This is a genomic window from Brevibacterium gallinarum (assembly GCF_014836885.1).
In the GTDB taxonomy this organism is placed as follows: domain Bacteria; phylum Actinomycetota; class Actinomycetes; order Actinomycetales; family Brevibacteriaceae; genus Brevibacterium; species Brevibacterium gallinarum.
The window spans coordinates 323380-349814 of record NZ_JACSPY010000002.1 but is presented as its reverse complement, the minus strand read 5'-3'; the positions used below and the strand labels follow the sequence as shown (position 1 = coordinate 349814).

The 26435-nt window shown below is 69.6% G+C and carries 13 protein-coding genes; 12 read left to right on the top strand and 1 reads right to left on the bottom strand.

The genetic code is table 11. From position 1 onward, the window contains the following. From H9634_RS03755 to H9634_RS03705, 11 genes are all read left to right on the top strand, one after another. Positions 1-3555, top strand: coding sequence for an AMP-binding protein (locus H9634_RS03755; RefSeq protein ID WP_191725433.1), 3555 nt, complete (start codon positions 1-3; stop codon positions 3553-3555). Continuing rightward, complete coding sequence (locus tag H9634_RS03750; protein ID WP_191725432.1) at positions 3552-11885, top strand: condensation domain-containing protein; 8334 nt, start codon at positions 3552-3554, stop codon at positions 11883-11885. The genes H9634_RS03755 and H9634_RS03750 overlap by 4 nt, the downstream gene beginning before the upstream one ends. A gap of 73 nt (positions 11886-11958) precedes the next feature. Beyond that, a complete protein-coding gene (locus H9634_RS03745; RefSeq protein ID WP_191725431.1) occupies positions 11959-16086 on the top strand; it encodes a non-ribosomal peptide synthetase in 4128 nt (1375 codons plus the stop codon). A gap of 87 nt (positions 16087-16173) precedes the next feature. After that, a complete protein-coding gene (locus H9634_RS03740) occupies positions 16174-16368 on the top strand; it encodes an MbtH family protein (protein WP_191725430.1) in 195 nt (64 codons plus the stop codon). Next, positions 16365-17720 (top strand): MFS transporter, encoded by a 1356-nt coding sequence (locus tag H9634_RS03735; protein WP_191725429.1) that lies wholly within the window; start codon positions 16365-16367, stop codon positions 17718-17720. The genes H9634_RS03740 and H9634_RS03735 overlap by 4 nt, the downstream gene beginning before the upstream one ends. Further along, entirely contained in the window at positions 17717-18619 is a 903-nt protein-coding gene (locus H9634_RS03730) for a siderophore-interacting protein (protein ID WP_191725428.1), read from the top strand. Before H9634_RS03735 ends, H9634_RS03730 begins: the two co-directional genes overlap by 4 nt. A 9-nt stretch (positions 18620-18628) precedes the next feature. Then, positions 18629-19492, top strand: a complete 864-nt coding sequence (locus tag H9634_RS03725) for a thioesterase II family protein (protein WP_191725427.1) — start codon at positions 18629-18631, stop codon at positions 19490-19492. After that, positions 19489-20538, top strand: a complete 1050-nt coding sequence (locus tag H9634_RS03720) for a FecCD family ABC transporter permease (RefSeq protein WP_191725426.1) — start codon at positions 19489-19491, stop codon at positions 20536-20538. Before H9634_RS03725 ends, H9634_RS03720 begins: the two co-directional genes overlap by 4 nt. After that, the gene (locus H9634_RS03715; RefSeq protein ID WP_191725425.1) at positions 20535-21596 is read left to right on the top strand and encodes a FecCD family ABC transporter permease; all 1062 of its coding nucleotides are present in this window, start codon (positions 20535-20537) and stop codon (positions 21594-21596) included. The genes H9634_RS03720 and H9634_RS03715 overlap by 4 nt, the downstream gene beginning before the upstream one ends. A gap of 106 nt (positions 21597-21702) precedes the next feature. Further along, the gene (locus H9634_RS03710) at positions 21703-22560 is read left to right on the top strand and encodes a 4'-phosphopantetheinyl transferase family protein (RefSeq protein ID WP_191725424.1); all 858 of its coding nucleotides are present in this window, start codon (positions 21703-21705) and stop codon (positions 22558-22560) included. A 177-nt stretch (positions 22561-22737) separates the two neighbouring features. Further along, positions 22738-23673 carry a DUF817 domain-containing protein gene (locus H9634_RS03705; protein WP_191725423.1) on the top strand — a complete coding sequence of 312 codons (936 nt, stop codon included), beginning with the start codon at positions 22738-22740 and terminating at the stop codon, positions 23671-23673. A 68-nt stretch (positions 23674-23741) separates the two neighbouring features. Here H9634_RS03705 and fbaA read toward each other — a convergent pair whose 3' ends face one another. Then, positions 23742-24764: a class II fructose-bisphosphate aldolase gene (gene fbaA / locus H9634_RS03700; RefSeq protein WP_191725422.1), complete on the bottom strand. Its 1023-nt coding sequence runs from the start codon at positions 24762-24764 to the stop codon at positions 23742-23744. A gap of 126 nt (positions 24765-24890) precedes the next feature. Here fbaA and H9634_RS03695 point away from each other — a divergent pair, with 126 nt between their 5' ends. Then, positions 24891-26285 (top strand): MFS transporter, encoded by a 1395-nt coding sequence (locus tag H9634_RS03695; protein WP_191725421.1) that lies wholly within the window; start codon positions 24891-24893, stop codon positions 26283-26285. Positions 26286-26435: the final 150 nt, after the last annotated feature.

The window sequence follows — 26435 nt, the reverse complement described above, 5'->3', positions numbered from 1 at the left end:
ATGCCTGATCACCGCGGTCCCGGGCTGCCGGCAGCGAGTCTGCCGACAGCCGGTCTGCCGCTGACCGGTGCCCAGCGCGGCATCGCTGCGGCGTGCCTTGTCGACCCGTCCTCCAGCGACTACGTCGTCGGCGACATGCTGCGTGTGAGCGCAGCGACAGCCGCTGCGCCGGACGCCTCCGCGCCCCGGGCGTCCGGTGCCTCCGGTGCACCAGCGCCGGGGATCGACCACAGTCAGCTGTGCACAGCCGTCGAACGGGTGCTGCACGAAACACCGTCGCTGAGCCTGCGCCTGCACGGAGACGCCGACACCGGCACGCTGCGCCCGGGCCGCCCGGCCGCGGTGATCACACATCCGCTGCACACCCTGCCCGGCTCCGACGCGCCACAGCGGTGGGATGACGCAGTCAGGCTCGCCCGCGCAGACGTCACAGCACCGCTGGATCTCAGCCGCGACAGGCTCACCACCGCTCGCGTGTTCGCGCTATCCGCGACAGAGGCGGCGGTCTCGCTGGCGGTGCATCATCTGCTCCTCGACGGCTATGGCGTCCATCTGGTCCTCCGGCGCATCTTGCGCACCTATCTGCACCTGACCGGGGTGGCCTCTGCTCCCCGCCCGTGGACTGATCCTGTTGCGGTGACCGCTGAGGAGCAGGCCTATGAGCGCTCCGCCGCCGCCGAGGCCGACCGCGCGTACTGGGCTGCCTGCCCGCCGCGTCTCGGTGCCGTCCATTCCTTCCGTCTGCCGCGTTCCACCGCAGGTCAGCCGTCCGATCCGGCACCCCAGTCCGCGGCAGCTCAGCTGCCCACCCGCGCCGATGCCCCCATCCCTGAGCCGGTCCGCTGCCGGCCCGAGGTCGATCTCGACGCGCTCGCTGACTCCCACGGCTGCTCGGCTCTCGATCTGCTGCTGGCCGCACAGGCCGTTGTGCTCGCCCGCTGGTCGGGCAGCCGCGACGTCGTCATCGGCGTTCCGCTCATGAACCGCCTCGGCAGCGCTGCCGCCCAAGCCCCGACGTGCACCGTCAATGTGCTCCCGGCCGCCGTGCACGTCAACCCGACCGCCACCCTCTCGTCACTGCTGCACGAGGTGTCCGCCCAGCTCAGGCAGCTGCGGGCACACGGTCGGTTCCGCTCCGAAGCGCTGCTCAGCCTCCACGGCCACCTGGCCGCCGGCACCCAGCCGACCGGCACCGAACTCAACGTCAAGCTCTTCGGGCCGCTGCCGCACAGCCCGGGCCTGCACACCTCCATCGTGCCGCTGGCCGAAGGCCCGCTCGATGACGTGTCGATCGCGGTGCTGTTCGACGATACCGGCCCGGTTCTGTCGTTCACCGCACCAGCGGGCACCGCACCCGAGGCGGTTGCCGCCCTGGCATCGGAATTCACCCGAGTGCTCGCCTCCTTCGCAGCCCCCGGCGACCGACTGCTGGGAGCAGTGGAGACTGCCACTGCGGAAGCATCCGGGCCCGCTGCCGTGGGACCGGGCACTGTGGCAGCACAGTCCATTGCGCGAGCCGACCGGGTCGAACCGGTGTCGCTGCTGCACACCCGGCTGCGCGCGGCAGCCCGCCGGCATCCGCAGCGCCCGGCCCTCATCCATGCACACACCACGTGGACGCATGCGCAGTTGCACGCCGAAGTGCTCCAGCGGACCGCTGCCCTGGCGGCGCACACCGCTCTGGCACAGCCGATCATCCTCGATCTGCCGCGCGGCTGTGATGCGATCGCCTGGTATCTCGCCGCAGCAGCTGCCGGCCGCCCGGCCGCACCCATCGACCACGGTTGGCCGGAGGCCCGCCGCCGCGACCTCGTCGCCCACCTCACCACAGCTGCGCAGACCGCCGGCACCCCACCAGCGGTGCGGCTGACACCCCAGCTGTCGCAGAGCTGGCGTGAGGCGACCACCGCCTCGGGCGCGGGGTGTGCCGGCACCACCGGCTGGGAGGCGAGCGCCACCGCCGAATGGGACTGCGTCGACGCCGCTTCCCCGGCCTACATCATCCACACCTCCGGTTCGACCGGTCGGCCGAAACCGGTGCTCATCGGCCAGGCTGCGCTGGGACGGCACCTGCACGCCATCGGAATCGCGATGTGGGCGCCGGGGCAGCAGCACACGGCGGCCCTGACGCTGCCGCTCATGTTCGACGGTTCGTGGGATCTGCTCTCCGCCGTCGTGTGGGGCCACACTGTGGTGCTCATCGACCACGACACCGCCCTCGACCCGCGCGCCTGCACTGCCGCTGTGCGCGCTCACCGCGCGACTGCCGTCGACACGACCCCGACGATGCTCGCCGCGATGCTCGACGAGGGCCTGCTGGCCGGCGGCCACAGCCTGACGCACATCAACGTCGGCGGTGAAGCCTGCCCGGCCCATGTGTGGGACCGGATCGCAGCCGCACGCACCGCCGACGGCCGACCGGTCCAGGCCACGAACTACTATGGCCCGACCGAATCGACCGTCGACGCCACCCGCCTGTGCTCAACAGACCCGCAGGACTGCGCGGCTGCTGCCGCAGTGCGGTTAGAGGCCGGTTCGCTCATCGGGCGCGGGGTCGAGGGCACGAGCACCTATGTTCTCGACGACTGGCTGCGCCCCGTGCCGCCTGGCGTGCAGGGCGAGCTGTGGCTGGCCGGTGAGCAGCTGGCGCACGGTTATCTGGGACTGCCCGGGCGCAGCGCCGAACGGTTCGTCGCCGACCCCTTCGGGCCAGCCGGCTCGCGCATGTACCGCACCGGTGACCGTGTGCGGATGCTGCCGGGTGGGCATCTTCTCTACGACGGTCGGGCCGATAACCAGATCAAGGTGCGCGGTTACCGCATCGAACCCCGCGAAGTGGAGGCCGGTCTCGAACGTCTGCCGGCGGTCCGTCAGGCGCTGGCCCGGTTGGTCGGCACCCAGCTCATCGCCTGGGTGATCACGGACGCCACGAAGCCAGGCGCCACGGAGTCCGACGCTCCCGGGCCCGAACCCACGGAGTCCGAACCCACGCAGCTGCGGGAGGCGGCCGCAGCCATCCTGCCGGAGCATCTGCTGCCCGCCGCGGTGGTGCCGGTGCCCGCTTTCCCGCGCACCGCGACCGGGAAGATCGACCCAGCCCGGCTGCCGGCACCACAGGCCGCCACCTCCGGACGCCGACCGGATGGGCCTGCCGAAACGGCAGTCGCAGACGCATTCGCCGCAGTGCTGCACACCCGCGACCCGCGTGCCGATGCCGATTTCTTCCGCCTCGGCGGGGATTCGATCACCGCGATCCGGCTTGTCGCCGCGCTCCGAGACGCAGGGTTCACCACCTCGGTCTCGGAGGTCTTCACGCACCACACCCTCGCCCGCATCGCCGCGACCTGCGCACCGACCGCCTCGCCTGGTGGCCTCCCGGCTGGCTCCCCCGGCAGTCTCCCGGACGGCTCCCCTGACGACCTCCCCGCTGGTTCCGGCGCGGGGCGCCCAGCCGACTCCCCTGGCAGTCTCCCGGCCGCTGACCCGGCGGCCGCTGAAGCGGTCACAGCGCTGCTGCAGTCCCGACTTCACTCCCCGAAAGGACCCCACCGTTGACGACCGCTCCGATCATCTGGCCGACGACCCCGCTGCAGCGCGGCCTGCTGAGCACCCCGGCCCCGTATGTCGGTCAGGCGCGCATCGCGCTGTCCGCCCCGCTCGCTCCGGCCACACTCGCACGCGCCGCTGCCGCAGTGCAGACGCGCTACCCGCAGCTGGCTGCCGGGTTCCTCGTCGACGCCGAGGTCGAACCGACCCAGTTCGTCACCGCTGTCGACCCGCGGATCCGGGTGACCTCGCTGGGTGCGGTGACCGCCGCCGAGGCGGAGGCTCGGGTCGCTGAGATCGCCGCAGCTGAGGCCGGTGAGGGTTTCGATCTGTCCGATCCACCGCTGCTGCGCTGGCATCTCATCGATGCCGGGTGCCGTTCGGTGCTGCTTCTGACCGCGCATCATGCGGTGCTCGATGCCTGGTCGATGGCGTTGCTGCTCAGCGAGTTCGCCCGCCTGGGATCCAGCGAGCCAGGCCCGGCGCCTCAGACCTGCGACTACAGCGAACACTTAGCGCAGCTGCACCGCGCCGACCACAGCGCGGCAGCCGAATTCTGGGCAGGCGAGCTCGCCCACCTGACGGACATGCCGCGCCCCCGGTGGCTTGACCGCGAGGGTGCTGCTGAGGGTTCGGCAGCTGAGAGTGCAGATGTCACCCGCCGCAACTGTGAGCGCACCTTCTCACCCGAGCACACCGCTGCACTCGCTGCGTGTGCCCGCGACAGAGGCACCACTCCTGCAGCACTGCTCCGCGGCTGTGTGAGCCTGGCAGTCGACTGGCTGTCGGGCGCCACCGGCACACCGATCGTCATACCTGTTCACGGCCGCGGTTCAGGGCTGGCTGGGGTGGAGAACACCCCGGGCCTGTTCACCGATTCGGTGCTGGCGGCGCACCGTGCAGCACCCGGACCGCTGGCCGATGTGCTCAGCTCCCTCGAAGCCGCCTGGAATGCCGGTCTGCCGTACCACCACATCGGGCTGTCCGGGATTCTGCGCGCGCTGGGCATCGCCGATCCCGCCGGGGTCCTCTACACCCATGAGACAGCCGGTGAACCTGCCCGAGCACAGCTGCGCGATGCCGACAGCGGCGACATCACGCTCACGCTTGAGCATGTCGAGGACGGCACCCACTACCCGGTGGAGATCACCAGTGTGCTCTCATCACCCGGCCGCGCCGGCGCCGCAGAGCGCGCTGCTGGGGACAGCAGTGAGGAGCGCCGCTGGATGGGCTGCAGCGATCCCGCCTCCGCCCTCAGCATTCGCGTCGAGGTCGATTCCCGCCTTGCGGCTGGGACTGAGAATCGCCTCCTCACCGCAGTCGTGAGGCTGCTGCACACGCTGCGGGAGGACCCGCACCGACAGGTCAGCTCGATCGACCTGCGCACTGACGACGATCGGCGCGTCCAGGCCCGCGTGCTCGGCGGCAGCACGGCCGAGCACGCTCCGGACGCGCTGCCCCTGCTGCCAGAGGCCTTCGCCGCTGCGTGTGCGGCTCATCCTCACAAGCCGGCGCTCATCTCCGATGACCAGACCCTGACGTTCTCCCAGCTGACAGCCCGGGTCGCAGCCCGCCGCGCACAGTTGCTGACCGCGATGTCTGCACGCACCAGCACACACCGCCCCATCTGCGCGCTGCAGCTGTCCCGTAGCGTCGATGCGATCACCGCGCTGCTGGCCTCTCTCACCGCCGGTTTCATCACGCTGGTCCTCGACCCGCAGACACCAGCGCAGCGCCGCGCCGAGGTGCTCGACGAGCTTGCAGCCGATATCCTCCTCGATTCCAGCGGTCTGCGGCTGCGCACGCCTGCGGAGTCGAACGGCACAGCAGCATCAGCCCGCTGCACACCTGCCGGCTGGCCGGTGACCGGGACGGACACAGCGTTTGTGGTGCTGACCTCCGGGTCGACCGGTCGGCCCAAACCGGTTGCGGTGCCACATGAGGCGATGGCCGTGCTGCTCGCCCACCACCACCGGCAGCTGTGGACTGAGGACGTCGAGGTCATTGCCCACACCAATGCGCTGCACTTCGACGCTCATTGGGATGCTCTGCTCGGCCTCTTCGACGCGCGCACTGTGCGCCTGGTCGACACGCAGACCCTGCTCGATCCTCACGCCCTGGCCGCCCTGCTCGAACGTGAGCGCATCGACTACCTCGACCTCGGCCCGGCAGTGTGGGCCTCCCACCTGGCGGCCGGTCTGCTCACCACTCTCCCGACCGTCTGCGTTGCCGGCGGTGAGGCCTTCCCACCGCAGCTGTGGACGCAGCTGCGGCAGCTGACCGGTGACCGCGCGACACCGCGCGTGCTCAACGCCTACGGTCCCACGGAGAACACCGTCGATGCGTTCATCGCCGACGTGCGCGACAGCGCGCAGCCGCGGGTCGGCAGGGCTGTCGGCGGGACCACTGCAGCCGTGCTCGACGCCTGGCTGCGCCCGGTGGCTGTCGGCTGCGAAGGCGAACTGTATCTAGGCGGCACTCAGCTGGCCCACGGTTATCTCGGCAGACCGGCGCTCACGGCTGAACGGTTCACAGCAGCCCCCGGCGGGGCGCGGCTCTACCGCACCGGGGATCGTGCGTGGATCGACCCGGCCGGCAGCCTCGCACTGCTGGGCCGGGCTGACGACCAGCTGTCGATCAACGGCTTCCGGATCGAGCCCGGGGAGATCACCGCCGCGCTCACCCGCCTGCCGGGCATCCGCCACGCGCATGCGGCTGCGGTTGACCATCCGAGCGGCGGGAGGCGACTGGTCGCCTGGGTGCAGCCGGAACCCCAGGAGCCGTTCTCTGATCCCGAGGCGGTGCGCCGGGGACTGCGCGAGATGCTGCCGCCCCCGCTCATCCCCTCGGCAGTGCTGTCTGTCGATGCGTTCCCCCTCACCAGCAGCGCCAAGATCGATGCCCGGGCGCTGCCCCTGCCCGTCTGGGCGCGACCCGGCAGCACGAACGCCGACGATGCCGCCCCAGCTGCCGCCTCGGCGGCGGCCGCCGTGTGCGAGGCGACCGCGCACGTGATCGGGCGGGCCGATGCGCGGCTGTCCCTGCGCAGCCTGGGCGGGGATTCGATCTCCGCCATCCGGGTCAGCGCCTGGCTGCGGCGCAGCGGCTGGGCGCTCGAAGCCGGGGCCCTGCTCAGCGCCGACACACTCGCCGAGGCCGCTGCCGCAGCCGTCCCAGCCGTCAGCGATGCGCCCGGCCCGGCAGCTGACACCGCCCCTGTCGGCGTCGAGGTTCCTGCTGCCATCGAGATTCCTGCCGAACTGCGGGCCGTGCTGCCTGCCGGGGTGCAGGTGCGCGAGAAGCTGCCGCTGAGCGGAACCCTGACGGGAATGTATGCGATGAGCATGCGGGCCGGCGATGCGGACCCGTACCGCACCGCCACGCTGCTGCGGGTGGTAGCCGACACTGCTGACCAGCTTGCACAGCCGCGGGTGGAGGCGGCCTGGGATGCGGTGCTCGCCGCCCATCCTGCGCTGCGCAGCGTCATCGCGCAGGGCAGTGATGCGGTGCCGGCGGCCTTCACGACTGATCCCGGACGCATGGTCCATCACGTCATCAATGCGGCAGATGCTGCGACTGAGCCTGCGGATCTCGACACGCTGCGCACCACAGCTGTCGAGCGGGCGATCAGCGAGCAGTCGCTGGCCGGCGGCCGCCTCATCTGTGCGGTGTGGCTGCGTCTGCCGCGGCGAAGCGCCGCTGATCCGGTGGCCGTCGAGCTCGCCCTCGGTGTGCATCATCTGCTCGCTGACGGCTGGACGACACCGCTGCTGGCGGAGTCGTTTGCGAAGGCGCTGCGCGGTGAGCCGCTACCGGTGGACACCGGTTGGGCGCAGTACCTGCGCTGGTGTGCAGCGCAGGACACCGGCGAGTGGGAGGCCGAATGGCGGGAGCTGTTCCGCGGGCCGGCTGTGCGCACCATCGTCATGCCCGCCGCTGGGACAGATGCGTCGGGGCAGGCGAGCGCGACGAGCCAGGTAGGGGCATCTGAGCAGGAGTGCGTGCCTGCAGAGGCGGGGGCATCTGAACGGGCGCGCCGGCGAACCCGAGTGCGCGCAGTATGGCAGCCAGACGCCTGCTTCACCGCGGCCATGCAGACTGCCGCACAGCGCATGGACATCACGCAGGCAGCGGCGATCCAAGCCGCGTGGGCTCGCACGCTGTCGGAGACCACCGGAGCACCGCAGGTGGTGTTCGACCTGACCTCGGCAGGCCGCGATGTGCCCATCGACGGCATCGAACGGGCTGTCGGCGCCTTCCTCACCACCCGTCCGGTGCTCGCCGATGCGAGCACTACCGCCGACCGGCTGTGCACAACGCTCATGCGCCAGACCGCACGCACCGAACGTGCCGCCCACCTCGGCTCCGGTGCTATTGCGAGACTGACCGGCACCGCGTGCGACTCACTCCTCGTCATCGAAGCAGCCCATGCCTCCATTGCCGGCCGCACCCCAGGTCAGGAGTCTCAGGCGGCGCTGCCCCGGGTGGTTCCGGTGCGCGGTGCGGACGCATCAGGCTACCCGGTGACCCTGACCCGATTCGAGAGCCCCGACGGGCCAGCCTTCGAACTCGAACTCGACGCTCCCGGTGCAGCAACCGAGGTAGCCGAGGCGCTGCTCGCCCGGTTCGCCCGGCAGCTGACGGCCGTGCTCGGTCTCCCCGCCGAGGCCGGAGACCCCGAGTTTTCCTCAACTCAGGAGGCGCCGGCCCGCCCGGTCACGGCTGGCACGGTCGGCGCTGATCGCGATGACGACCAGTCCGACACCACCGCGAGAGTTCAGCGCGAACACGTCGAACAGGTACGCCGTGTAATGGCAGCAGCACTCGATGCTGATGCCCTCGCGGCCGATGACGACTTCTTCGCCGGCGGCGGTGACTCAATCCTGGTGATGAGCGTCGTCGGTGCGCTGCGACGTGCCGGCTGCACCGTCGAGATCTCCGACATCTTCGAGGCCCGCACCCCAGCAGCGCTGGCAGCTCGGATCTCTTTCGGCACCGCAGCGACCGGCCCCACAGCAGACACACCTGCAGATGAGCAGACACCCGCCGGTGCTCAGCTGCCGGCGGTGGACACCGCGGCCCAGGCGGTGGCCGAACCTGTCCAGCCGGTGCCGCTGACGCCTGCGCTGCGGTGGTATGCCGCCCATATTGGTGACAGCGCTGACCATTTTCTGCAGCTGCGGACGCTGCGGATCCCCACCGATCTCACCGACAGCCAGCTGCACCGCGCGGTGCGCACCCTCGTGTCCCGCCATGAGGCGCTGCGCCTCCGGCTGCGCGGAACGGAAGCCTGCGTCCTCCCCGCCGAAGGACTCGATGACGGGCCGCTGTTCAGCACGGCCGTGGCTGCACCACACGATGACCTGAGCGCACTGCGCACCGCTGCCGCAGCCCTCGACCCGGCGGCCGGTCGGCTGTTGACCGCAGTGCGCACCCGCGCCGACCGCCTCGTCCTCATCGCCCACCATCTGGGCGTCGATGCAGTGTCATGGCCGGTGCTCATCGCGGAGCTGCGCGCGGTCGCTCACGGCGAACAGCTGCCCCCAGCTGAGAGCTTCTGTGCTGCGGCACTCGCACTCGATGCCGCCGCCGGCCAGCTGCGCGCTCAGGCGCACGGGGCTCGCGCCCTGTTCGACCGGATGCAGGCCGCCGACGGCGCACCTGCACCGGAAGCAGCCACGCACCGGCAGCTGAGTGCGGTCGGGGCAGCCTGGCAGCGCACCGTCCGGCTGAGCCGGTCAGCTACCGCAGCGCTGCTCGACCGTGCTGCAGCAGACACTCCCGTCGAAGTGCAGCTTGCCGCCGCTGTCGCGCGCACAGCCGACACCGGGCTGGTCATCGAGTTCGAAGGCCATGGCCGCCCGCTGACTTCCACCGGGGATCCACGCGATCAAATCGACTTCGCCTCGGTCGTCGGCTGGTTCACCCAGACCTGGCCGGTGCCGCTTCCGCACGCAGCTCAGCTGAACCCGGCCGCGCATCTGCGCAGCTGCGCCTCCCGCTGCGCCACCCTCACAGCATTCGCCGATGCCCTCGCACTTACCGGTGCGGCCGAGGACATCCGCGCTGATCTGCTCGTCAACTTCCTCGGCAGGGAAGGCAGTGCAGACACCTCCCCTGCTGGCGGGGCCAGCGCGGACTGGACTGTAGTCGACGATGCCGCCGACTGCGAGGACGCCCTCGGTTCGGGCCGATCGCTGCCGGCCTCCCACCCGTGGGAGCTCAACGCCGGGCTGGACGGCGAGCAGCTGGTGCTCCGCTGGCAGTGCGCGGACCCTTCGCTCGATGATGCCGCCGTCGACGCACGCATCGCCGCGATCACCGCCGCCCTCGAGGACAGCGCAAGCCCCGGCATCGACCCAGACTTCGGCAGCCTTGACCCAGACTTCGGCGGTCTTGACCCAGGCCGCAACCTCGGCGACCCGACCCGCAACAGCGACCCAGACCTCGGCCTCGGCAGCCCGGTGCTCGACCTCGTCGGCGCCGCCGCGCCCCAGCTGGCGCGCCTGCAGGCTGAAGGCGTCGACGGGCTGTGGCCGCTGACTGCCGCGCAGACCGGCATTGCCTTGGAGAGTCTGGGCGATGAGCACGGCCGCTATCTGGCCCGCACCGATCTCGAGCTCACCGGCCCGATCGACACCGCCGCCCTCCAGCGTGCCGTCACCGCGGTGGCAGCCGGCGAACCGGCGCTGCGGATGCGCCTGACCCAGCTGGGCAGCCGGCACGTCCTCGTCTCCCTCGCCCAGGCGACTCCGGACCTCCGTGTCTTCACCTCCCGTGCCGCCGCCGAGGCGTGGCTCGCCGAGCCGTTCGATGTCACCTCCGATCCGCTCACCCGGTGGGCCTTCGTCCACGGCAGTGCCGGCACCCCGCACCGGCTTGCCCTGCTCGATCACCACCTTGTCCTCGACGGATGGTCGGTGCCGCTCGTCGTCGATGCGCTCTTCACTAGCTACCGCGTAGAGCTGGAGTCCGCACACCCCGGGCACGAACGCGCAGGTGGGCCCCAGCGCCACCGGCCCACTGGCCGCATCAGGGGCACTGGCTGCAGCTCATCCACCGGCCGCAGCGCATCTGCCGGCCGCAACTCAACCACCGGCCGCAGCTCACTGAGCGCACATCCGCTGACCCGCCACACCCTCATCCGGCAGGCGCGTGGGCAGAACCACCATGAGCTGCAGCGCTGGGACGCAGTCCTGCCGCGCCGCGCAGGTGCTCTCATCTCCGCCGTCGATTCTGCACACGCCACGCTCAGCGCACCGCTTCCGGCCTGCATCGCCTCGGCGGCGCGACGCTTTCAGCTCTCGCAGGCTGAAGCGGTGACCGCAGCGTGGACGGCTCTGCTGGCCGCTGTGGCCGATGCAGATGAGGTCATCACCGGCATGGTCGTCTCCGGGCGGTCCCACACTGACGCTGAGACCATCGGCATGCTGCTGCAGACGGTGCCGGTCGGAGCGTGCTTCGGTGCGCAGAACCTCGGCTCGACGCTGACCGGCCTGACGGCTGCGACGCGATTGGCGCTGACCACTCCGGAGGCTCCGCTGACAGAACTGGCCCGCCGGCGGTCGGCGCCCACCCTGTTCGATACGCTCATCGTGGTCGAGAACTATCCCACCCCGCACCGCACACAGTTGGCACCCGGAGTGCAGCTCGGTGCCGTCGACGGCTCTGACGACACTCACTATCCGCTTGCGCTGACCGTCGAATTCGACACCGACGACCCGGGCGACCAGGCTGTCCGGGCCGGTGCGCTGCGGCTGGACTATCCGACCGAGCTCATCGACGCGCAGACAGCTGAGTCCCTGCTCGCCGGCGTCAGTGCCGCGCTGCAGTTCCTGCACACAGCACCCGCCGAGGCGCCGAGCAGCGAGCTCATCGCCGCCGTCCGTGCCGTCCTCGCCCCCACCGCGAGGGCGCTCACAGCCACCGCCTCGGCCCCAACCACCACCTCGGGAACGGGGCCAGCCTCGGCACCAGACCCAGCCACCGCCTCGGGACCGGCGGATTCGGGGATCTCCAGCGATGCCTTCGCCGCCGTCACCGAGGCACTGACCAATGCGCTCGGGCGCCGGCCTGAGCCTGAGGACGACTTCTTCGCCCTCGGCGGGGATTCGCTCACCGCGATGGCCGTCATCACCGCGCTGCGGGCCGCGGGGTGGAAGCTCACCGCAGCCCAGGTGTTCACCCACCCGACGTCCCGGGCGATGGCCTCGGCCGCCGTGCCGCTGGAGACTCCGGAACCGTCCCGCGAACCCAGCCCAGCCGTCCCGGACGCCGACCTCGACGCGGCAGGACACGATGCGCTCGTGGCGCTGCTTGCCAAGATCGAGACCACATGACCCGACACTCCCTGACCCGACGACCTGGGCCGCGCCCCGGCCGCTCAGACAGCTCCGACTGTGAAAGGAACCGATGACTTCCACCGTGACGCCTGATGTGCGCGTATGGCCGCTGGCCCCGCTGCAGGAGGGACTGCTGTTCCACGCCCTCGGCGACGACTCCACTCTCGACGTCTACTCGATGCAGTCGACCTACCGCTTCTGCCCGGCACCCAGCCCCGCCCAGACGTCCGCGGCGTGTGCCGCGCTGCTGCGCCGACATGAGGTGCTGCGTGCCGGGTTCACCACCGCGGTCGGCGAGCGGCCGGTCCAGTTCATCGCCCCCGAGGTGCCGGTTCCGCTCACCGTCGAAGACCTCACCGCCCTGCCCGCCCCCGAGGCGGCGGCCGGGTTGGAGCGGATTCAGCGCCGGGAGCGCGAAACCCGTTTCGTCATGGACCGACCACCGCTCATCCGATTCGTCGATGTGCGGCTGCCAGCACTCAACGGCCAGGCGCGGTCGGCGCTGGTCGTGACCAATCACCACATTCTGTTCGACGGCTGGTCGGATGCGCTCATCGTGACCGAGCTGCTCGCCCATCTGGCCGCCGGCGGCAGCGATGACACGCTGCCGGAACCGCCGTCCTTCGGCAGCTACCTCGCCTGGCTGGCTGCCCAGGATGAGACGGCGGGTCTGCGCCGCTGGGCGGACGCGCTCGACGGTCTCGACGCTGGCACGCTCGTCGCCGAGGCGCAGACCGGTCAGACCGTGCTGCCTGCCGTCGTCGAATACGACCTCGGTGCCGAACTGACCGCAGGCATCGAGGCTTTCGCCCGCAGCTGTGCGGTGTCGGTGTCGACGGTGTTCTCGACCGTGTGGGGTCTGGTGCTGCGCGGGCTCACCGGCCGTGACGACGTGGTGTTCGGCACGACGGTCTCGGGTCGACCTGCTGAGCTTGCCGGAGCCGAGGCGATGGTCGGGCTGTTTCTCAACACCGTTCCGCAGCGGGTCACCGTCCGCCCGCATGAGACCGTCGCCGAGCTCATGGCCGCCTCCCACCGTGCGCAGACGGCGGTGCTCGATGCCCACCATGTGGGCCTGGGTGCGATCCAGCGTGCGGCAGCGCTCGGCCCGCTGTTCGACACGCTCTACGTCATGCGCAACACCCCGCAGGATGACGACGGGCTCACAGAGCTCTCGGCTGCCACCGGGCTGACGGAGCTCGAGGGTGGGGATGCGACGCACTATCCGCTCACCTTCATCGTCCATCCCGGTGAGTCGACCCAGCTGATCCTGTCCTACCGGGAGGACACCGTCAGCGATCAGCAGGCGAGCGCGATCCTCGAGGCCGCCTGCCGGCTGTTGGAGCAGCTGAGCGCTGACCCGCAGGGACAGGTGGGCACGCTGCGGCTGTGGCCTGAGGCCGCGCACGAACGCTGGCTCGCCCGCACCCGCTGCGGGGGCAGTGACGCTGGTCAGGCTGAGAGTGGCGCCGGCGGGCTCGGCAACGCCTCGCTGTGCGAGCTGCTCGAACAGACCGCCCGGGCGCACGGAGCCCGCACCGCGCTCATCTGCGGGGATGAGACGCTGAGCTACGAGCAGCTGTGGGCGAGCATCGCCGCGACTGCAACTGAGCTCCGGCAAGCCGGAGCCCAGCCGGGTGATCTCGTCGGCATCGATGTGCCCCGCGGCATCAGCGCGGTCGTCGGGATCTTCGCGGTGCTCGCCGCTGGAGCCGCCTATCTTCCAGTCGACCAGGCGCACCCACCGGCCCACCGCAGCGGCATCTTCGCCCGCAGCGGTGTGTCCGCTGTGCTCGCTGGCGGTGCTGCAGCCCCGACGGATGTGCCCGCGCTGCCGGTCGTCCTCCCTGACGGCGGCTCGCCCTCAGCGCAGGCATCGTCCGCCCGGCAGCTGCATCCGGGGTATCGGCACTCCGATCTCGCCTATGTCATCCACACAAGCGGTTCGACAGGTGAGCCGAAGGGTGTGCGGATCGACCATGCCGGTCTTGTCAACATGCTGCACAATCACCGCGCGAAGATTTTCGCACCCGCCGGCGCTGACCGGCAGCACCCGTTCACAGTCGCCCACGCGGTGAGCTTCGCCTTCGATATGTCCTGGGAGGAGCTGCTGTGGCTCATCGACGGGCACACGGTCCTCATCTGTGATGACGAGACCCGGCATGATCCGCAGCTGATGGTGAGCATGCTCAACGCCGCGCAGGTGGATGTCATCAACGTGACGCCGTCGCTGGGTGAGGCTCTCGTCGAGGCGGGCCTGTTGGCCGGCCATCGCCCGCGCCTCGTGCTTCTCGGCGGGGAGGCGGTGACGAGCGGGCTGTGGGCGCGGCTGCGGGACACCCCCGGAGTGCTCGGCTACAACCTCTACGGTCCCACCGAGTACACGATCAACACGCTCGGCGGCGGCACCGATGATGCCGCCGAACCGACCGTCGGCTCTCCGATCGCGGTGACTGATGTCTTCGTCCTCGATTCCTCCCTCGAACCGGTGCCCGACGATGTGCCCGGGGAGCTGTGGGTCACCGGGGTCGGTCTGGCTGAGGGCTATCACCGGCAGCCGGCGCTCACCGCCGAACGGTTCACCGCCTGCCCTTTCGGGGTGCCTGGTCAGCGCATGTACCGCACCGGCGACATCGTCAGCCGCGGTGCTGACGGGCAGTTGCGATTCCACGGCCGAGGCGATGGTCAGGTCAAGATCCGCGGTCACCGGGTCGAACCGGGAGAGGTGCAGGCCGCCCTCGCCCGGTCTGCGCTCGTGCGCACCTGCGCGGTGCTTCCGGTGCGCACCCCGGCAGGCTCCCACGCACTTGTCGCCTATGTCGTGCCCGCCGCAGCCGGCCACAGTGCCGAGGGTCCGGCGGGCGCAGAAGACCTGCCGGATGCCGAGGGTCCAACCGGTGAGGAACTCGGGAAGCGGCTGCGCCGCGAACTGCGGGCCCGGCTGCCGGAGCATCTGGTGCCGGCTGCGGTGATGACGCTGCCGCAGCTGCCGCTGACGGTGAACTCGAAGCTCGACGTCGCCGCTCTGCCGGAACCGGATTTCGCTCAGCCGGTGTACACACCGCCACGCACCGAGCTCGAAGAACAGATCTGCGAGGTCTTCGCCACCGCACTCGGCATTGGCGAATGCGGTGCCGAACATGACCTGTTCGCCCTCGGCGGGCATTCGCTGACCGCCATGCGGGCCGCCACACTGCTGTCTGCTCGTCTCGACAGGCGCGTGTCCGTGGCCACTGTCATCGCAGCCCCGACCCCGCGCGGGTTGGCTCATCGGCTCGGTACCGCTGCTGATGCGCATGCGGTGATGCTGGCTTTGGGCGGTGACAGTGCAGCCGATACCGCTGCTGCCGATGATGCTGCTAAGCCGGTGCTGTTCATCCATGGAGCGCTCGGACTCGGCTGGTCATTCAGCACCCTCGCCGCTCACCTGCCGGCAGGCAGGCGGGCGTGGGCTGTGCAGTCTCCTGGTCTGGCCGGCTGGCCGGCGGGTCGGCCGTCGGATCCGGAGGCGCTGGTGGAAATGCTCGTCGATGCCATCATCGCCGAACTCCTCGCCGCCGGTGGGACGCCGCCGCGGAGGGTGCAGCTCATCGGCTGGTCGTTCGGCGCTCATCTCATCGGTCATCTCGAGGCGGCACTCGCCGCGCACGGGATCACGGTCAGCGCAGCGGTGCTGCTCGACCCCGGCCCGCCCAGCGGAAAGGTCAGTGGGAAGACCGGCGAGCGCAACAGCCCACGCGCTGCCGAGCAGGCAGGCGACGAAGGTGATCGTATGGCAGCCGATCCGGAGCAGGAGGCGCTCGCGTTCGTGCTCAAGGCCTCCGGCACGGAGGCCCCGGCCTGGTTGGCACCACCGTACGACCGGGGTGATGTCCTTACCCATCTCGCGACCTCGGCAGGGGTGTTCTCCCACTTCACAGCCGCTGAACTCGACGCCATGCTCGACTGCTGGACGGTCAACAGTCAGCTGCTCTCCGAGTTGCCGGCAGTCGTGCCGCGTGCTGACACCACTGTGGTGTCAGCCGTGCTCGACAGCACTCCTGAGCGACTGGTCGCCGTCGAACAGGCATGGCAACAGCTGGCCGCAACAGCCGGCACCCGGCTACGGACGTTGCGGATGGACATCGACCACGAATCGTTCACCACCCCGTCGAATGCTGAGCAGCTCATGACGCTGCTGGGCTCCCGCTACACCTGAGAATCCCGGTGACCGCGCAGCTCCGCAGCGCGGTACCGCCAGACAGAACCACTGACAGAACAGACACCACCACTGAAAGAAGAACGTATGAATCCCTTCGATGACGACTCCGGCACCTTCCTCGTCCTCACCAACGCCGCCGGCCAGCACAGTCTGTGGCCGACGTTCGCTGCGGTGCCCGACGGCTGGACACCGGTCTACGGACCCACCGACCGCCATGACGCGCTCGTCTGGACCGACGAGCACTGGCCCGACATCACCCCGCGCACCTCACAGGCATGATAGATTTCTTCCTCCGCTGGGGAATCGACGTCACTCTGCTGCGCAGCAATCGGGTCTTCCGGGCGCTGTTCATCGGCCGCGTACTCACGGTGTTCGGCCTGTCCATGCTGGTCGTCACCGTCAATGTGCAGATCTATGCGCTCACCGGTTCATCGCTGCACATCGCCTTGGTCAACTCTGTGCTCGGAGTCTGCTCGGTGGCCGGGTCGTTCATCGGCGGGGCGATTGCTGACCGAGTCGATCGGCGCATCGTCATCCTCACCACCCGTGGACTGGCGGTCTTCGGTTTCGCAGCCCTGGCGCTCAACGCGATGCTACCGGAAACCTCCCTCGCAGCCATCTACGTCATCACCGCTTTCGATGCGGCGATCGGCTCGGCCGGTGCAGCTGCCTTCGGAGCCGCGATCCCAGCGGTGGTGCGAGCCGAGGAGCTGCCGGCCACCGGAGCGATCATGGCGCTGAGCATCGACCTCGGCGCAGCAGCGGCCCCGGCACTGGCCGGTGTGCTCATCGCCCGGTTCGATCCAGCGCTCGTGATGTGGATCGTCGTCGGTCTCGGCATCGTGTCGTGGCTGGCGATCTGCCGGATCCCTGCGCTACCGCCCGAACCTGCAGATGAGGCCGACTCGCTCCGTGACCCCTCCGCAACGGCCGCCTCCCTGCAGGCGAGCGCACCGCGTGCGGGCACCGCGGCCACGGTGACCGGCTGGCTGCGCGGGCATCTGCGTCAGCTGCGCACCCAGACCGCCGAGGCGTGGGCGTTCTCCCGCCGCGACCGTGTCGTCGGCACGGTGCTGCTCATCGGGTTCATCCAGATTCTGTTCGCCTCGCCGTTCGTGCTCATTCCCGAGTTCGTCGCCACCGCACTCGGCGGCGGCAACACCGAGGTCGGTCTGCTCTACAGTGCGCCTGCCTGCGGTGCTCTGCTGGCAGGGCTGAGCAGCGGGTGGATCTCCGGGCGGTCCCGCCTCTCGGTCATCGTCGTTGTCGTCTTCACCGCCTCAGCGCTCGGAGTCGCGGCGTTCGGTCAGAGCACATCGCTGTGGCTGGCGTTCGTCTTCCTCGCCGTCGTCGGCACCGGCGATGTCATCGGGGAGATCCTGCGCTTCACGATCATCAGCTCCCGCACCCCCGACCGGCTGCGCGGGCGCATCACCGGTCTGTGGCAGGCGCAGGCAACCGTCGGCGATACCCTCGGCGGTCCCCTCCTGTCGCTGGCAGCCCGCGTCCTCGGCGCCGGGGCTGCCATCAGCATCGGCGGTGTCATCGCCGCTGTCCTCACATGCGCACTGCTGGCCCGGTCTGCGGTGCGCGGGCATATCCATTCGAATCGAGAGAAGGAACACGCATGACCACCGAATCGCACCCTGAGAACCCCCCGCTGACCGCCGGTCTTGTGCCGCGCGAACCGCGCGGCTGGTGCACCACCAGCCCGGAACCTGCCGAGGAGGACGAGCTGACCGCCGGCTACTCCTTCGACCTTCGGCCACGCACCCTCACCGTCGTCGCCCGCGCCGAACTCTCCGCCACGCTCGCACGGATCCGCTTCACCGCCGATGACGGATTCGCAGGCTTCCCGGCAGTCGCCCCGGAAGATCACTTCAAGCTGTTCTTCGACACCGCCGACGACGGTTCACCGGTGCTGCCGACCCTGACCGAGGGACGCTGGTCACCGCGCGGTCTGACGTACCGTGACTACACGGTCCGCTGGTTCGACGCCGAGGCGGGTCTGCTCGACGTCGATTTCGTCCTCCACGATCATGGTGTCGCCGGCCGCTGGGCTGCCAGCGCCGCCCCCGGTGATCGGCTCGGCGCGCTCGGACCGCGCGGGGCGTTCCTCATCAAGGACGTCTACTCGTGGTATGTCCTCGCCGCGGATGAGACCGCGCTGCCGGCGCTGGCCCGCTGGGTGGAGGGGCTGCGCGACGGGGTGCCGGTGTGCGCCTATATCGAAGTCGACGGCCCGCAGTCGCATATCGCCTTGCCGACGCGCTCTGACCTCACCACCGTGTGGTGCCACCGCAACGGAGCTCCTGCCGGCAGCACTGAACTGCTGAGCGAGGCGATCATCGCCCATGACTATCCCGACCGTAACGGGTTCGTGTGGGTGGCCGGTGAGGCCCAGTCGATCCGCGCGGCCCGACGCTTCGTCAAGGAGGCCGGCTTCTCCCGCGACCACTGGGATGTCGACGGCTATTGGCGGCGCGGCACCGCCAACCACGACCACCACACAGAGCCGGCCGACGGCTAGGACCACAGCATGGACGATCCGATGACTCTCGTGCTCACCGCGCTGCCCGGCAGCGGAGGCGCCGCCCAGCCTGCGCTCGTGTGCTTCCCACCTGCCGGGGCGGGCGCCTCGTTCTACCGCCGGCTTGCGCCCCGCCTCACCGGGCCAGAGGAAGCACCCACCAGCCCGGTGGAAGGGCTCACCAGCCCGGTGGCAGGACAGCTGTTCTCCACGGTGTGGGCTGTGCAGTATCCGGGACGCGAATCCCGCCTGCGCGAACCGCACACGCTCACCTGCGCCGAACGTTCCGGGGAAGCCACCGCTGCCATCCGCGCACAACTGAGCAGTGCACCGGGTGTGGTGCTGCTCGGGCACAGTTTCGGCGCGCGCGTCGCCTTCGACACGGCGCTCCAGCTGAGAGCGGAAGGATTCCCGGTGGCCGGGCTCATCGTCTCCGGGTGTGCCGCGCAGGTTCCCGCGCCGGGTCACCGCCGGCATCCGGACCCGCACATGTCCACCGCCGAGGCGCTGCTCACCTGGGTGCGTGAGCTCGGCGGCCTGCCCGCCGATCTGCTCGCATGCGACGAGCTCCTCGCCCTCACCGCCGCTGCGCTGCGCGCCGACCTCATCGCCGCCGAAGCTCCAGCATCGCCTGCCGACGCCGTCCTCGACGTGCCGCTGTTGCTGCTCAGCGCAGACGACGACCCGCTGGTCCCTCCCGCAGCGATGGACGACTGGGCAGCCCGCACGACAGCCGGTTCGATACGCCTCGACCTGCACGGCGGCCACCACGCGCTGCTGCACGATGGCAGCTGGCTGCTGGCCACAGCATCGTGGCTCGACGAGCTCACCGCCGGCGGCGGCGTCTGCCCTGCCGGAGGGAGGCGGCCATGACGATCCCCTCCGGCACCCCAGCCACCGCCCCGGGAACGGCGACCCGCCGCCACCGGCGCCTGCGCCTGACGCTCATCACGGCCACAGCCGCCGTAGCTGTCATGCTCAGCGCTGCCGCCAGCGTGGCCTTCGGATCGCAGCCGATGCCGCTCAGCCAGGTCCTCACGGTGCTGCGCGACCCTGCCGCGGCCGGCTCCGAGGCCGTCGCCGTCGTGTGGGGACTGCGGATCCCGCGCACCATCGTCGGGCTCATCGCCGGCGCCGCACTCGGTGTCGCAGGCGCGCTCGCCCAGGTCCACACCCGCAATCCGCTCGCCGACCCCGGGCTGCTCGGCGTGACCTCGGGAGCGGGGTTCGCGGTCATCGCCGGGATGGCGTTCCTCGGCCTCAACGCGCCGCTGCAGTACGTGTGGTGCGCCCTCGTCGGTGCCGCGCTCAGCGGGGCGCTCGTCCTGCTCATCGCCGGGCGGATCCGCGCCTTCGGCCCGATCACGACGATCGTGCTGACCGGGGCGATCACGAGCGCGCTGCTCGGTGCTGCTTCAACGGCGATCGTGCTGACCCATGAGGAGATCATGCGCTCCTTCCAGGGCTGGTCGACCGGCGCGCTGGTCAACCGGCAGCTCGATCTGTTGCCGGCGATCGCCCCGCTGCTGGCCGCCGGGATCGTGCTGACGCTTGTGAATCTGCCGGCTTGGCCGGGTCTGGCGCTCGGCGATGAGCTGGCAGCCGGGCTCGGCCGCAATGTCGCGGCCGACCGGACCATCGGCATCAGCGCGATCGCCGTGCTGGCTGCCGCAGCAACGGCGATCACCGGGCCGCTGGCGTTCATCGGGCTGCTGAGCCCGCATGTGGCTCGCCGTCTGATGCCCGATGCGCCGATCGCCGCAGTGCTGCTAACCGCGCCGATCGGGGCGGTGCTCCTGCTGGCCGCCGATGTGCTCGGCCGGGTGGTCGTCACCCACGGCGAGCTGCCGGTCGGGGTGGCAACCGCGCTCATCGGCGCGCCGGTGTTCGTCGTCATCGCCCGGGCGGTGACTCGATGACGCCGGGTAGCCGCGGTCTCCGCGGTCACGGGTCCCGTGCCCGAGGCGGGCTCACTCGGCGTGTCCTCGTCGCCTGTGTGTTCGGCTGCGTCGGCATCGTGTTCGCGCTGCTGTCGCTGTCGACCGGGGACGTCGATGTGCCGATTCCCGGGGTAGTGCGCGCCGTCCTCGGCCTCGACGCCGGTACCGGCAGCTTCGTCGTCACGGAGCTTCGGGCGCCGCGGGTCATCGGGGCGATCATCGTCGGGGTGGGGCTCGGGGCTGCCGGTGCGATCACCCAGTCGCTGCTGCGCAATCCGCTCGCCAGCCCCGACATCATCGGCGTCACCGCCGGCGCCAGCACCGCTGCTGTCCTCGCTTTAGCCAGTTCGAGTGCGCTGCTGAGCGTCCAATCCTGGATCGCTGGGCTGCCGGTCCCGTTGGCCGCGCTCGCTGGCGGACTCATCGCCGGCAGCCTCGTCCTCGCGTTGGCGTGGCGGCGCGGCCTGGCACCGCACCGGGTGGTGCTCGTCGGCCTGGGGGTCAACGCCGGTTTCGGTGCGGCGACCTCGTGGGTGCTCCTGCATGCCGACCTGCCCGGACTGGCCTCCAGCCTCACGTGGCTGACCGGTAGCCTGAATCAGGTGCGCACCGAGATCTTCGCCTCGGTCGCGCTCATAATCGCGATCATCCTCGTGCTGCTCGTGCTGCTCGGCCGCACACTCGCGCTGCTGCGCTATGACGTGCGGATCGCCGGCGGGCTGGGCATTCATGTGCCGCGCGGTCAGCTCATGCTGCTCATCGCAGCGATCGGCTTAGCCGCGGTCGTCACGGCGGTCGCCGGGCCTGTGCCCTTCGTCGCCTTCGCCGCCCCGCAGATCGCGCTCGCGGCGATGCGCACCGAAGGTCCGCCGGTGGCCGGCGGGGCGCTGGTGGGCGCGGTCATGATGCTCACCGCCGACTTCGCTGCCGTGCGCCTGTTCTCCTCAGCACTGCCGGTGGGTGTCATCACCTCGTTCATCGGCATCCCGGTGCTGCTGTGGCTGCTGCTGCGCACCCACCGTCGTGTCGGAAGCTGAGCGGATGGGCACGGATGACAGCCGTGCGAGGCAGCCTGCGCTCCCACCGGAGTCGCAGGCTGCCAGCTGGCAGCCGAGCCGTTTGGCTGCGGTGCCCACGGTCCCGGTGTGGACCCTGCGCTCGCAGGCTGTCGCGCCCGAGGTGGTGGTGACCGCCGCCTCGGGCGTGGCCGAGACGGCGGGTGTGGCTGGGCCGGCGGACCCGACCGGCGCTACGAAAACGGCCGGGGTTCCTCTGGCACTCGGCTCCTGGGCTCAGGCGCGCGCCGGCGTCCTCTCCCCTGCTGAACGCGCGCGTGCCGCCCGCTTCGCCACCCCGGAACTCGCCGGCCGCTGGAGCGCGGCCCAGATGCTGCTGCGTGTCGTGCTTGCAGCACAGCTCGATGCGGACCCCGCCGCGTTGCGTTTCGAGCGGACTGCTGCCGGCAAGCCGATGCTCGGCGGGGAGCATAAGGGAGCGGTGCCGTTCTCTCTGACGCATACTGAGGACTGGGTGCTCATCGCGGTCAGCTCCGGCCACGCGGTCAGCCCCGACTGCGCGCTCGGCATCGATGCTGAACCGCGCGTCACTCACGGCGTTGCTGCAGAGCTGGCGTGTGTCTTCACGCCGGGTGAACAGGACCAACTCGCCGGCCTGCGCGAAGAAGTGTTCCCCGCTGCGACCACGCAGCTGTGGACGCGCAAAGAGGCGTACCTCAAGGCACTCGGCACCGGTCTGCTGCGCGACCCCAGCCTTGACACGATCGGCGCCGGACAGCAACCGCGCATCCCCGCCGATGCTCCGGCTGGCACAACGATCACCGATCTGCCATTGCTGCCGGGCAGCGCGGTTCATGCAGCGCTGTGCGTGATCGACCGGTTACCAGACTGCTGGTGCATGAGGCCGGTTGTCGATAGTAGCGCTTCACATCAACGATCTGATCATCGGTTCTCTCATCGACAATGCAGGCGAGCGCACCCGTGATCCCTGCGAGTTGTTCCGCGACGGCGAGTTCCACATCGCCTTCGCAGGCAGCTATCCCTCGTCGCCTCCGCGCTCCACAAACCCGGTATGCGGCAACCGGGGAGAGCGCGATCTTCGAGTGCCCGCGCCCCAATTCCCCTGGACGGCCCTCTCAGGATTCGCCTTTACCGTGAGCGCATGTGCCCGTCTCGCCGCCCCGACTTCACCAGGGTCGAAGCCGCCATCGATGAGTGGGCGCACCGGCGGCTGGCAACCGGCAGACGGCCGCTGCACAGCGCAGGAGCGGTACAGCAGCCCTGTGCTCGCAAATCGACTACCGCACATGCACTCACCGAGTTCACCGTCTTCGTTCTCAAACAGGCGTGGGCGTGCCTGTTCGGCGCAGCGATGCTGGCAGCGCTGGTCCTCACGCACTTCTTCTACCCAGCCGAAGCCGGGATGTCCCGCAGCGATGCACTCGTGCTCATCGCCATCGGCATCCAAGTAGTCATGGTGATCGGCCGCCTGGAGACCGGCCGCGAGCTGTGGGTCATCATCCTCTTCCATGTCGTGGGCACCGGGATGGAGCTGTTCAAGACCTCCGTCGGCTCGTGGAGTTACGGAGGTGATGGCCTGCTGTTCATCGGCTCAGTCCCGCTGTACACCGGGTTCATGTACGCCGCCGTCGGCTCCTACCTCGTGCGCGTCTTCAAGCTCTTCCACCTGCGCTTCACCAACTACCCGCCGATCTGGTTGACGGCCCTCATCGCCGTGGCGATCTACGTGAACTTCTTCACCCACCACTACCTGCCTGACATCCGCTGGCTGCTCGTCGCCGCAGTCCTCGTCATCTGGGGCCGCTGCGTCATGCACTTCCGCAACCACCGTGATCAGCCGTACCGCCGGATGCCGGTGCTCGTCTCATTCATCGGGGTGGCCTTCTTCATCTGGATCGCCGAGAACATCGGCACCTACACCGGCTCGTGGATCTATCCGCACCAGAACGACGGCTGGGAGCTCGTCTCGATCTCGAAGCTGGTCGCCTGGTTCCTGCTCATGATCATCTCCGTCGTCCTCGTCACCCTCGTCTACCGGCCCCAGCCATCCACCTCGAACACCGGCACCCGGACATGACAACGGCGGCCCCACCTCGGGGACGGGAAGATGCCGTCTGAGGTGGAGCCGCTGGTGGAGTGGTCAGGTCACTTCATGCGCTTGCCAGCCGAGCCGAGGTGCTCGCAGGCCTCGACGATGCGGGCCGCCATGTTCGCCTCTGCGGCCTTGCCCCAGGAGCGCGGGTCGTAGATCTTCTTGTTGCCGACCTCGCCGTCGATCTTGAGGACGCCGTCGTAGTTCTTGAACATGTGGTCGGCGACCGGGCGGGAGAAGGCGTACTGGGTGTCGGTGTCGATATTCATCTTCACGACTCCGTTGCGCACCGCCTCGGCGATGTCTTCAGCCGAGGACCCCGAGCCGCCGTGGAAGACGAGGTCGAAGGGCTTGTCCTTGCCGACCTCAGCACCGACAGCCTCCTGGATCTCCCCCAGCAGTTCCGGGCGCAGCTTGACGTTGCCGGGCTTGTACACGCCGTGGACGTTGCCGAAGGTCAGCGCGGTCAGGTAGCGGCCCTTCTCACCGGTGCCGAGTGCCCGTGCGGTGGCGAGGCCGTCTTCGACAGTGGTGTAGAGCTTGTCGTTGATCTCGTTCTCCACCCCGTCCTCTTCGCCGCCGACGATGCCGATCTCGACCTCGAGCAGCGTATGGGCCTCCTGCGAAAGACCCAGCATCTCCTCGGCGATCTGCAGGTTCTCCTCCAGCGGCACGGCCGAACCGTCCCACATGTGGGAGCCGAACAGCGGCTGCTCACCGTTCTTGACGCGCTCGGTTGAGATCTCCAGCAGCGGCTTGACCCAGTGCTCAAGCGCGTCCTTGGGGGCGTGGTCGGTGTGCAGGACGATGTTGACGTCGTAGCTCTTGGCGACTTCCTGCGCGAAGACGGCGAAGGCGACCGCTCCGCGCACCCGGTCCTTGATGGTCGGGCCGGACATGTACTCGGCACCGCCGGTCGAGATCTGGATGATGCCGTCGGACTCAGCCTCGGCGAAGCCGCGGATGGCGGCGTTGATGGTCTGCGAGGATGTGCAGTTCACGGCGGGGTAGGCGAACTGCTGCGACTTGGCACGGTCGATGAGCTCGGAATAGACCTCGGTCGTTGCGATGGGCATGGGTTTCTCCTTCGACGAGCAGGGATGGACGCATGGTCGGTCGTACTTCTGATCTTGTCACCTCGGGGTCCGTATTGCCACATGTGCATCGGCTGCAGGCGCGCGGTTCCGGGCTAAAGTCGAACCATGACCTCTTCTCCCCCGCCCGCCGGCGGCCCCGCCCCGGAGCAGTCCGCCGCAGCACTGACACCGGCCGGTACTGCGACAGGCCCGACTCCGCGCGGGAGCTCGCGCTCGGCGATCACCGCGTGGGCACTGTGGGATTGGGGTTCGGCGGCGTTCAACGCCGTCATCATCACCTTCGTCTTCGCCCCGTATCTGACGAAGGCCGTCGCCTCGACCGAGGAGGCCGGGTCGACAGCACTCGGCTGGTCGATGGCCGCCGCGGGCCTCGTCATCGCCCTCGTCGCCCCAGCCGCCGGCGCCCGTGCCGACGCCGGCGGGCGGCACAAGATGTGGCTGGGCATCCACACGCTCATCGTCATCGCGAGCATGGCCGGCATGTTCTGGGTCAAGGACACCCCCGACCATCTGACGCTCGGGCTCATCCTGCTGGCACTCGGCAGCATCTTCTTCGAGTTCGCCGAGGTCTCCTACAACGGGCTCATGATCCGCATCACGACCCCGGCCAGCATCGGCAAGGTCTCCGGGTTCGGCTGGGGAATGGGATACGTCGGCGGGCTCGTGCTGCTCGTCATCCTGCTGCTCACCGTCATTCAGCCCGAGGTCGGGATCTTTGGCGCTACCGACGCCGACGGCCTGCGCTACCGGATTGTCGCGGTGATCTCCGCGGTGTGGTTCCTGCTGTTTGCGATCCCCGTCTTCCTCTTCGCCCCCGGTGCAGCCGATACGGCGGCCGCGAGAGAGCAGGGCAATCCGATCCTCGCCTTCGCCCGCGACTACAAGGCTCTCGTCATCCGGCTGGTGACGATGTGGCGCGATGAGCGCCGGACGCTGAAGTTCTTCATCGCCTCGGCCGTGTTCCGCGACGGGCTGGCGGCCATCTTCGCCTTCGCAGGCGTCCTGGCGGCAGGCTCCTACGGGTTCTCAGCTGCCGATGTCATCATCCTCGGGGTCGCGGCCAACATCGTCGCCGGCGTCGGGTCGATCCTCGCCGGGTTCCTCGATGACCGGTTCGGACCCAAGAGCGTCATCATCGGCGGGCTCATCGTCCTCATCGTCGCAGGCGCCCCGATCGTCTTCACCGACAGCGTCACCGTGTTCTGGGTGTGTGCGATGGTGCTGAGCTTCTGCGTAGGGCCAGTCCAGGCAGCCAGCCGCTCCTTCCTCGCCCGCATCACCCCACCGGAGAAGGCCGGCGAGAACTTCGGCCTCTATGCCACCACCGGCCGGGCCGTGAGCTTCTTGGGCCCTGCGATGTTCGCGCTGTCCATCATGATCTTCGGCTTCCAGCGCGCCGGGGTCATCGGCATCATCACCGTGCTGGCCCTCGGGCTCATCCTCGTCATCCCCGTGCCGGAAGGCTCCGCCGCAGCAGCGATCAGACGACAAGACAGGTGACCATCGTTTAGGCACGGCCACCCGGTGAACTTGTCCAGCACATTGACGTGAAATCTCAGCCTGCGCACCGCAACGGCCTGCTAGATGGACCCGCGCGATTGACTTATGCGCGTATGTGCTAGATCATCAAAGCAACGTCTACTCAGCGAA

What these genes read in the sequence shown, in the direction of transcription:
- H9634_RS03740 (WP_191725430.1), top strand. Translation starts at nt 16,174, where the DNA reads ATGAATCCCTTCGATGACGACTCCGGCACCTTCCTCGTCCTCACCAAC.
- H9634_RS03725 (WP_191725427.1), top strand. Translation starts at nt 18,629, where the DNA reads ATGGACGATCCGATGACTCTCGTGCTCACCGCGCTGCCCGGCAGCGGA.
- fbaA (WP_191725422.1), bottom strand. Translation starts at nt 24,764, where the DNA reads ATGCCCATCGCAACGACCGAGGTCTATTCCGAGCTCATCGACCGTGCC.
- H9634_RS03730 (WP_191725428.1), top strand. Translation starts at nt 17,717, where the DNA reads ATGACCACCGAATCGCACCCTGAGAACCCCCCGCTGACCGCCGGTCTT.
- H9634_RS03715 (WP_191725425.1), top strand. Translation starts at nt 20,535, where the DNA reads ATGACGCCGGGTAGCCGCGGTCTCCGCGGTCACGGGTCCCGTGCCCGA.
- H9634_RS03705 (WP_191725423.1), top strand. Translation starts at nt 22,738, where the DNA reads ATGTGCCCGTCTCGCCGCCCCGACTTCACCAGGGTCGAAGCCGCCATC.
- H9634_RS03695 (WP_191725421.1), top strand. Translation starts at nt 24,891, where the DNA reads ATGACCTCTTCTCCCCCGCCCGCCGGCGGCCCCGCCCCGGAGCAGTCC.
- H9634_RS03720 (WP_191725426.1), top strand. Translation starts at nt 19,489, where the DNA reads ATGACGATCCCCTCCGGCACCCCAGCCACCGCCCCGGGAACGGCGACC.
- H9634_RS03735 (WP_191725429.1), top strand. Translation starts at nt 16,365, where the DNA reads ATGATAGATTTCTTCCTCCGCTGGGGAATCGACGTCACTCTGCTGCGC.
- H9634_RS03755 (WP_191725433.1), top strand. Translation starts at nt 1, where the DNA reads ATGCCTGATCACCGCGGTCCCGGGCTGCCGGCAGCGAGTCTGCCGACA.
- H9634_RS03745 (WP_191725431.1), top strand. Translation starts at nt 11,959, where the DNA reads ATGACTTCCACCGTGACGCCTGATGTGCGCGTATGGCCGCTGGCCCCG.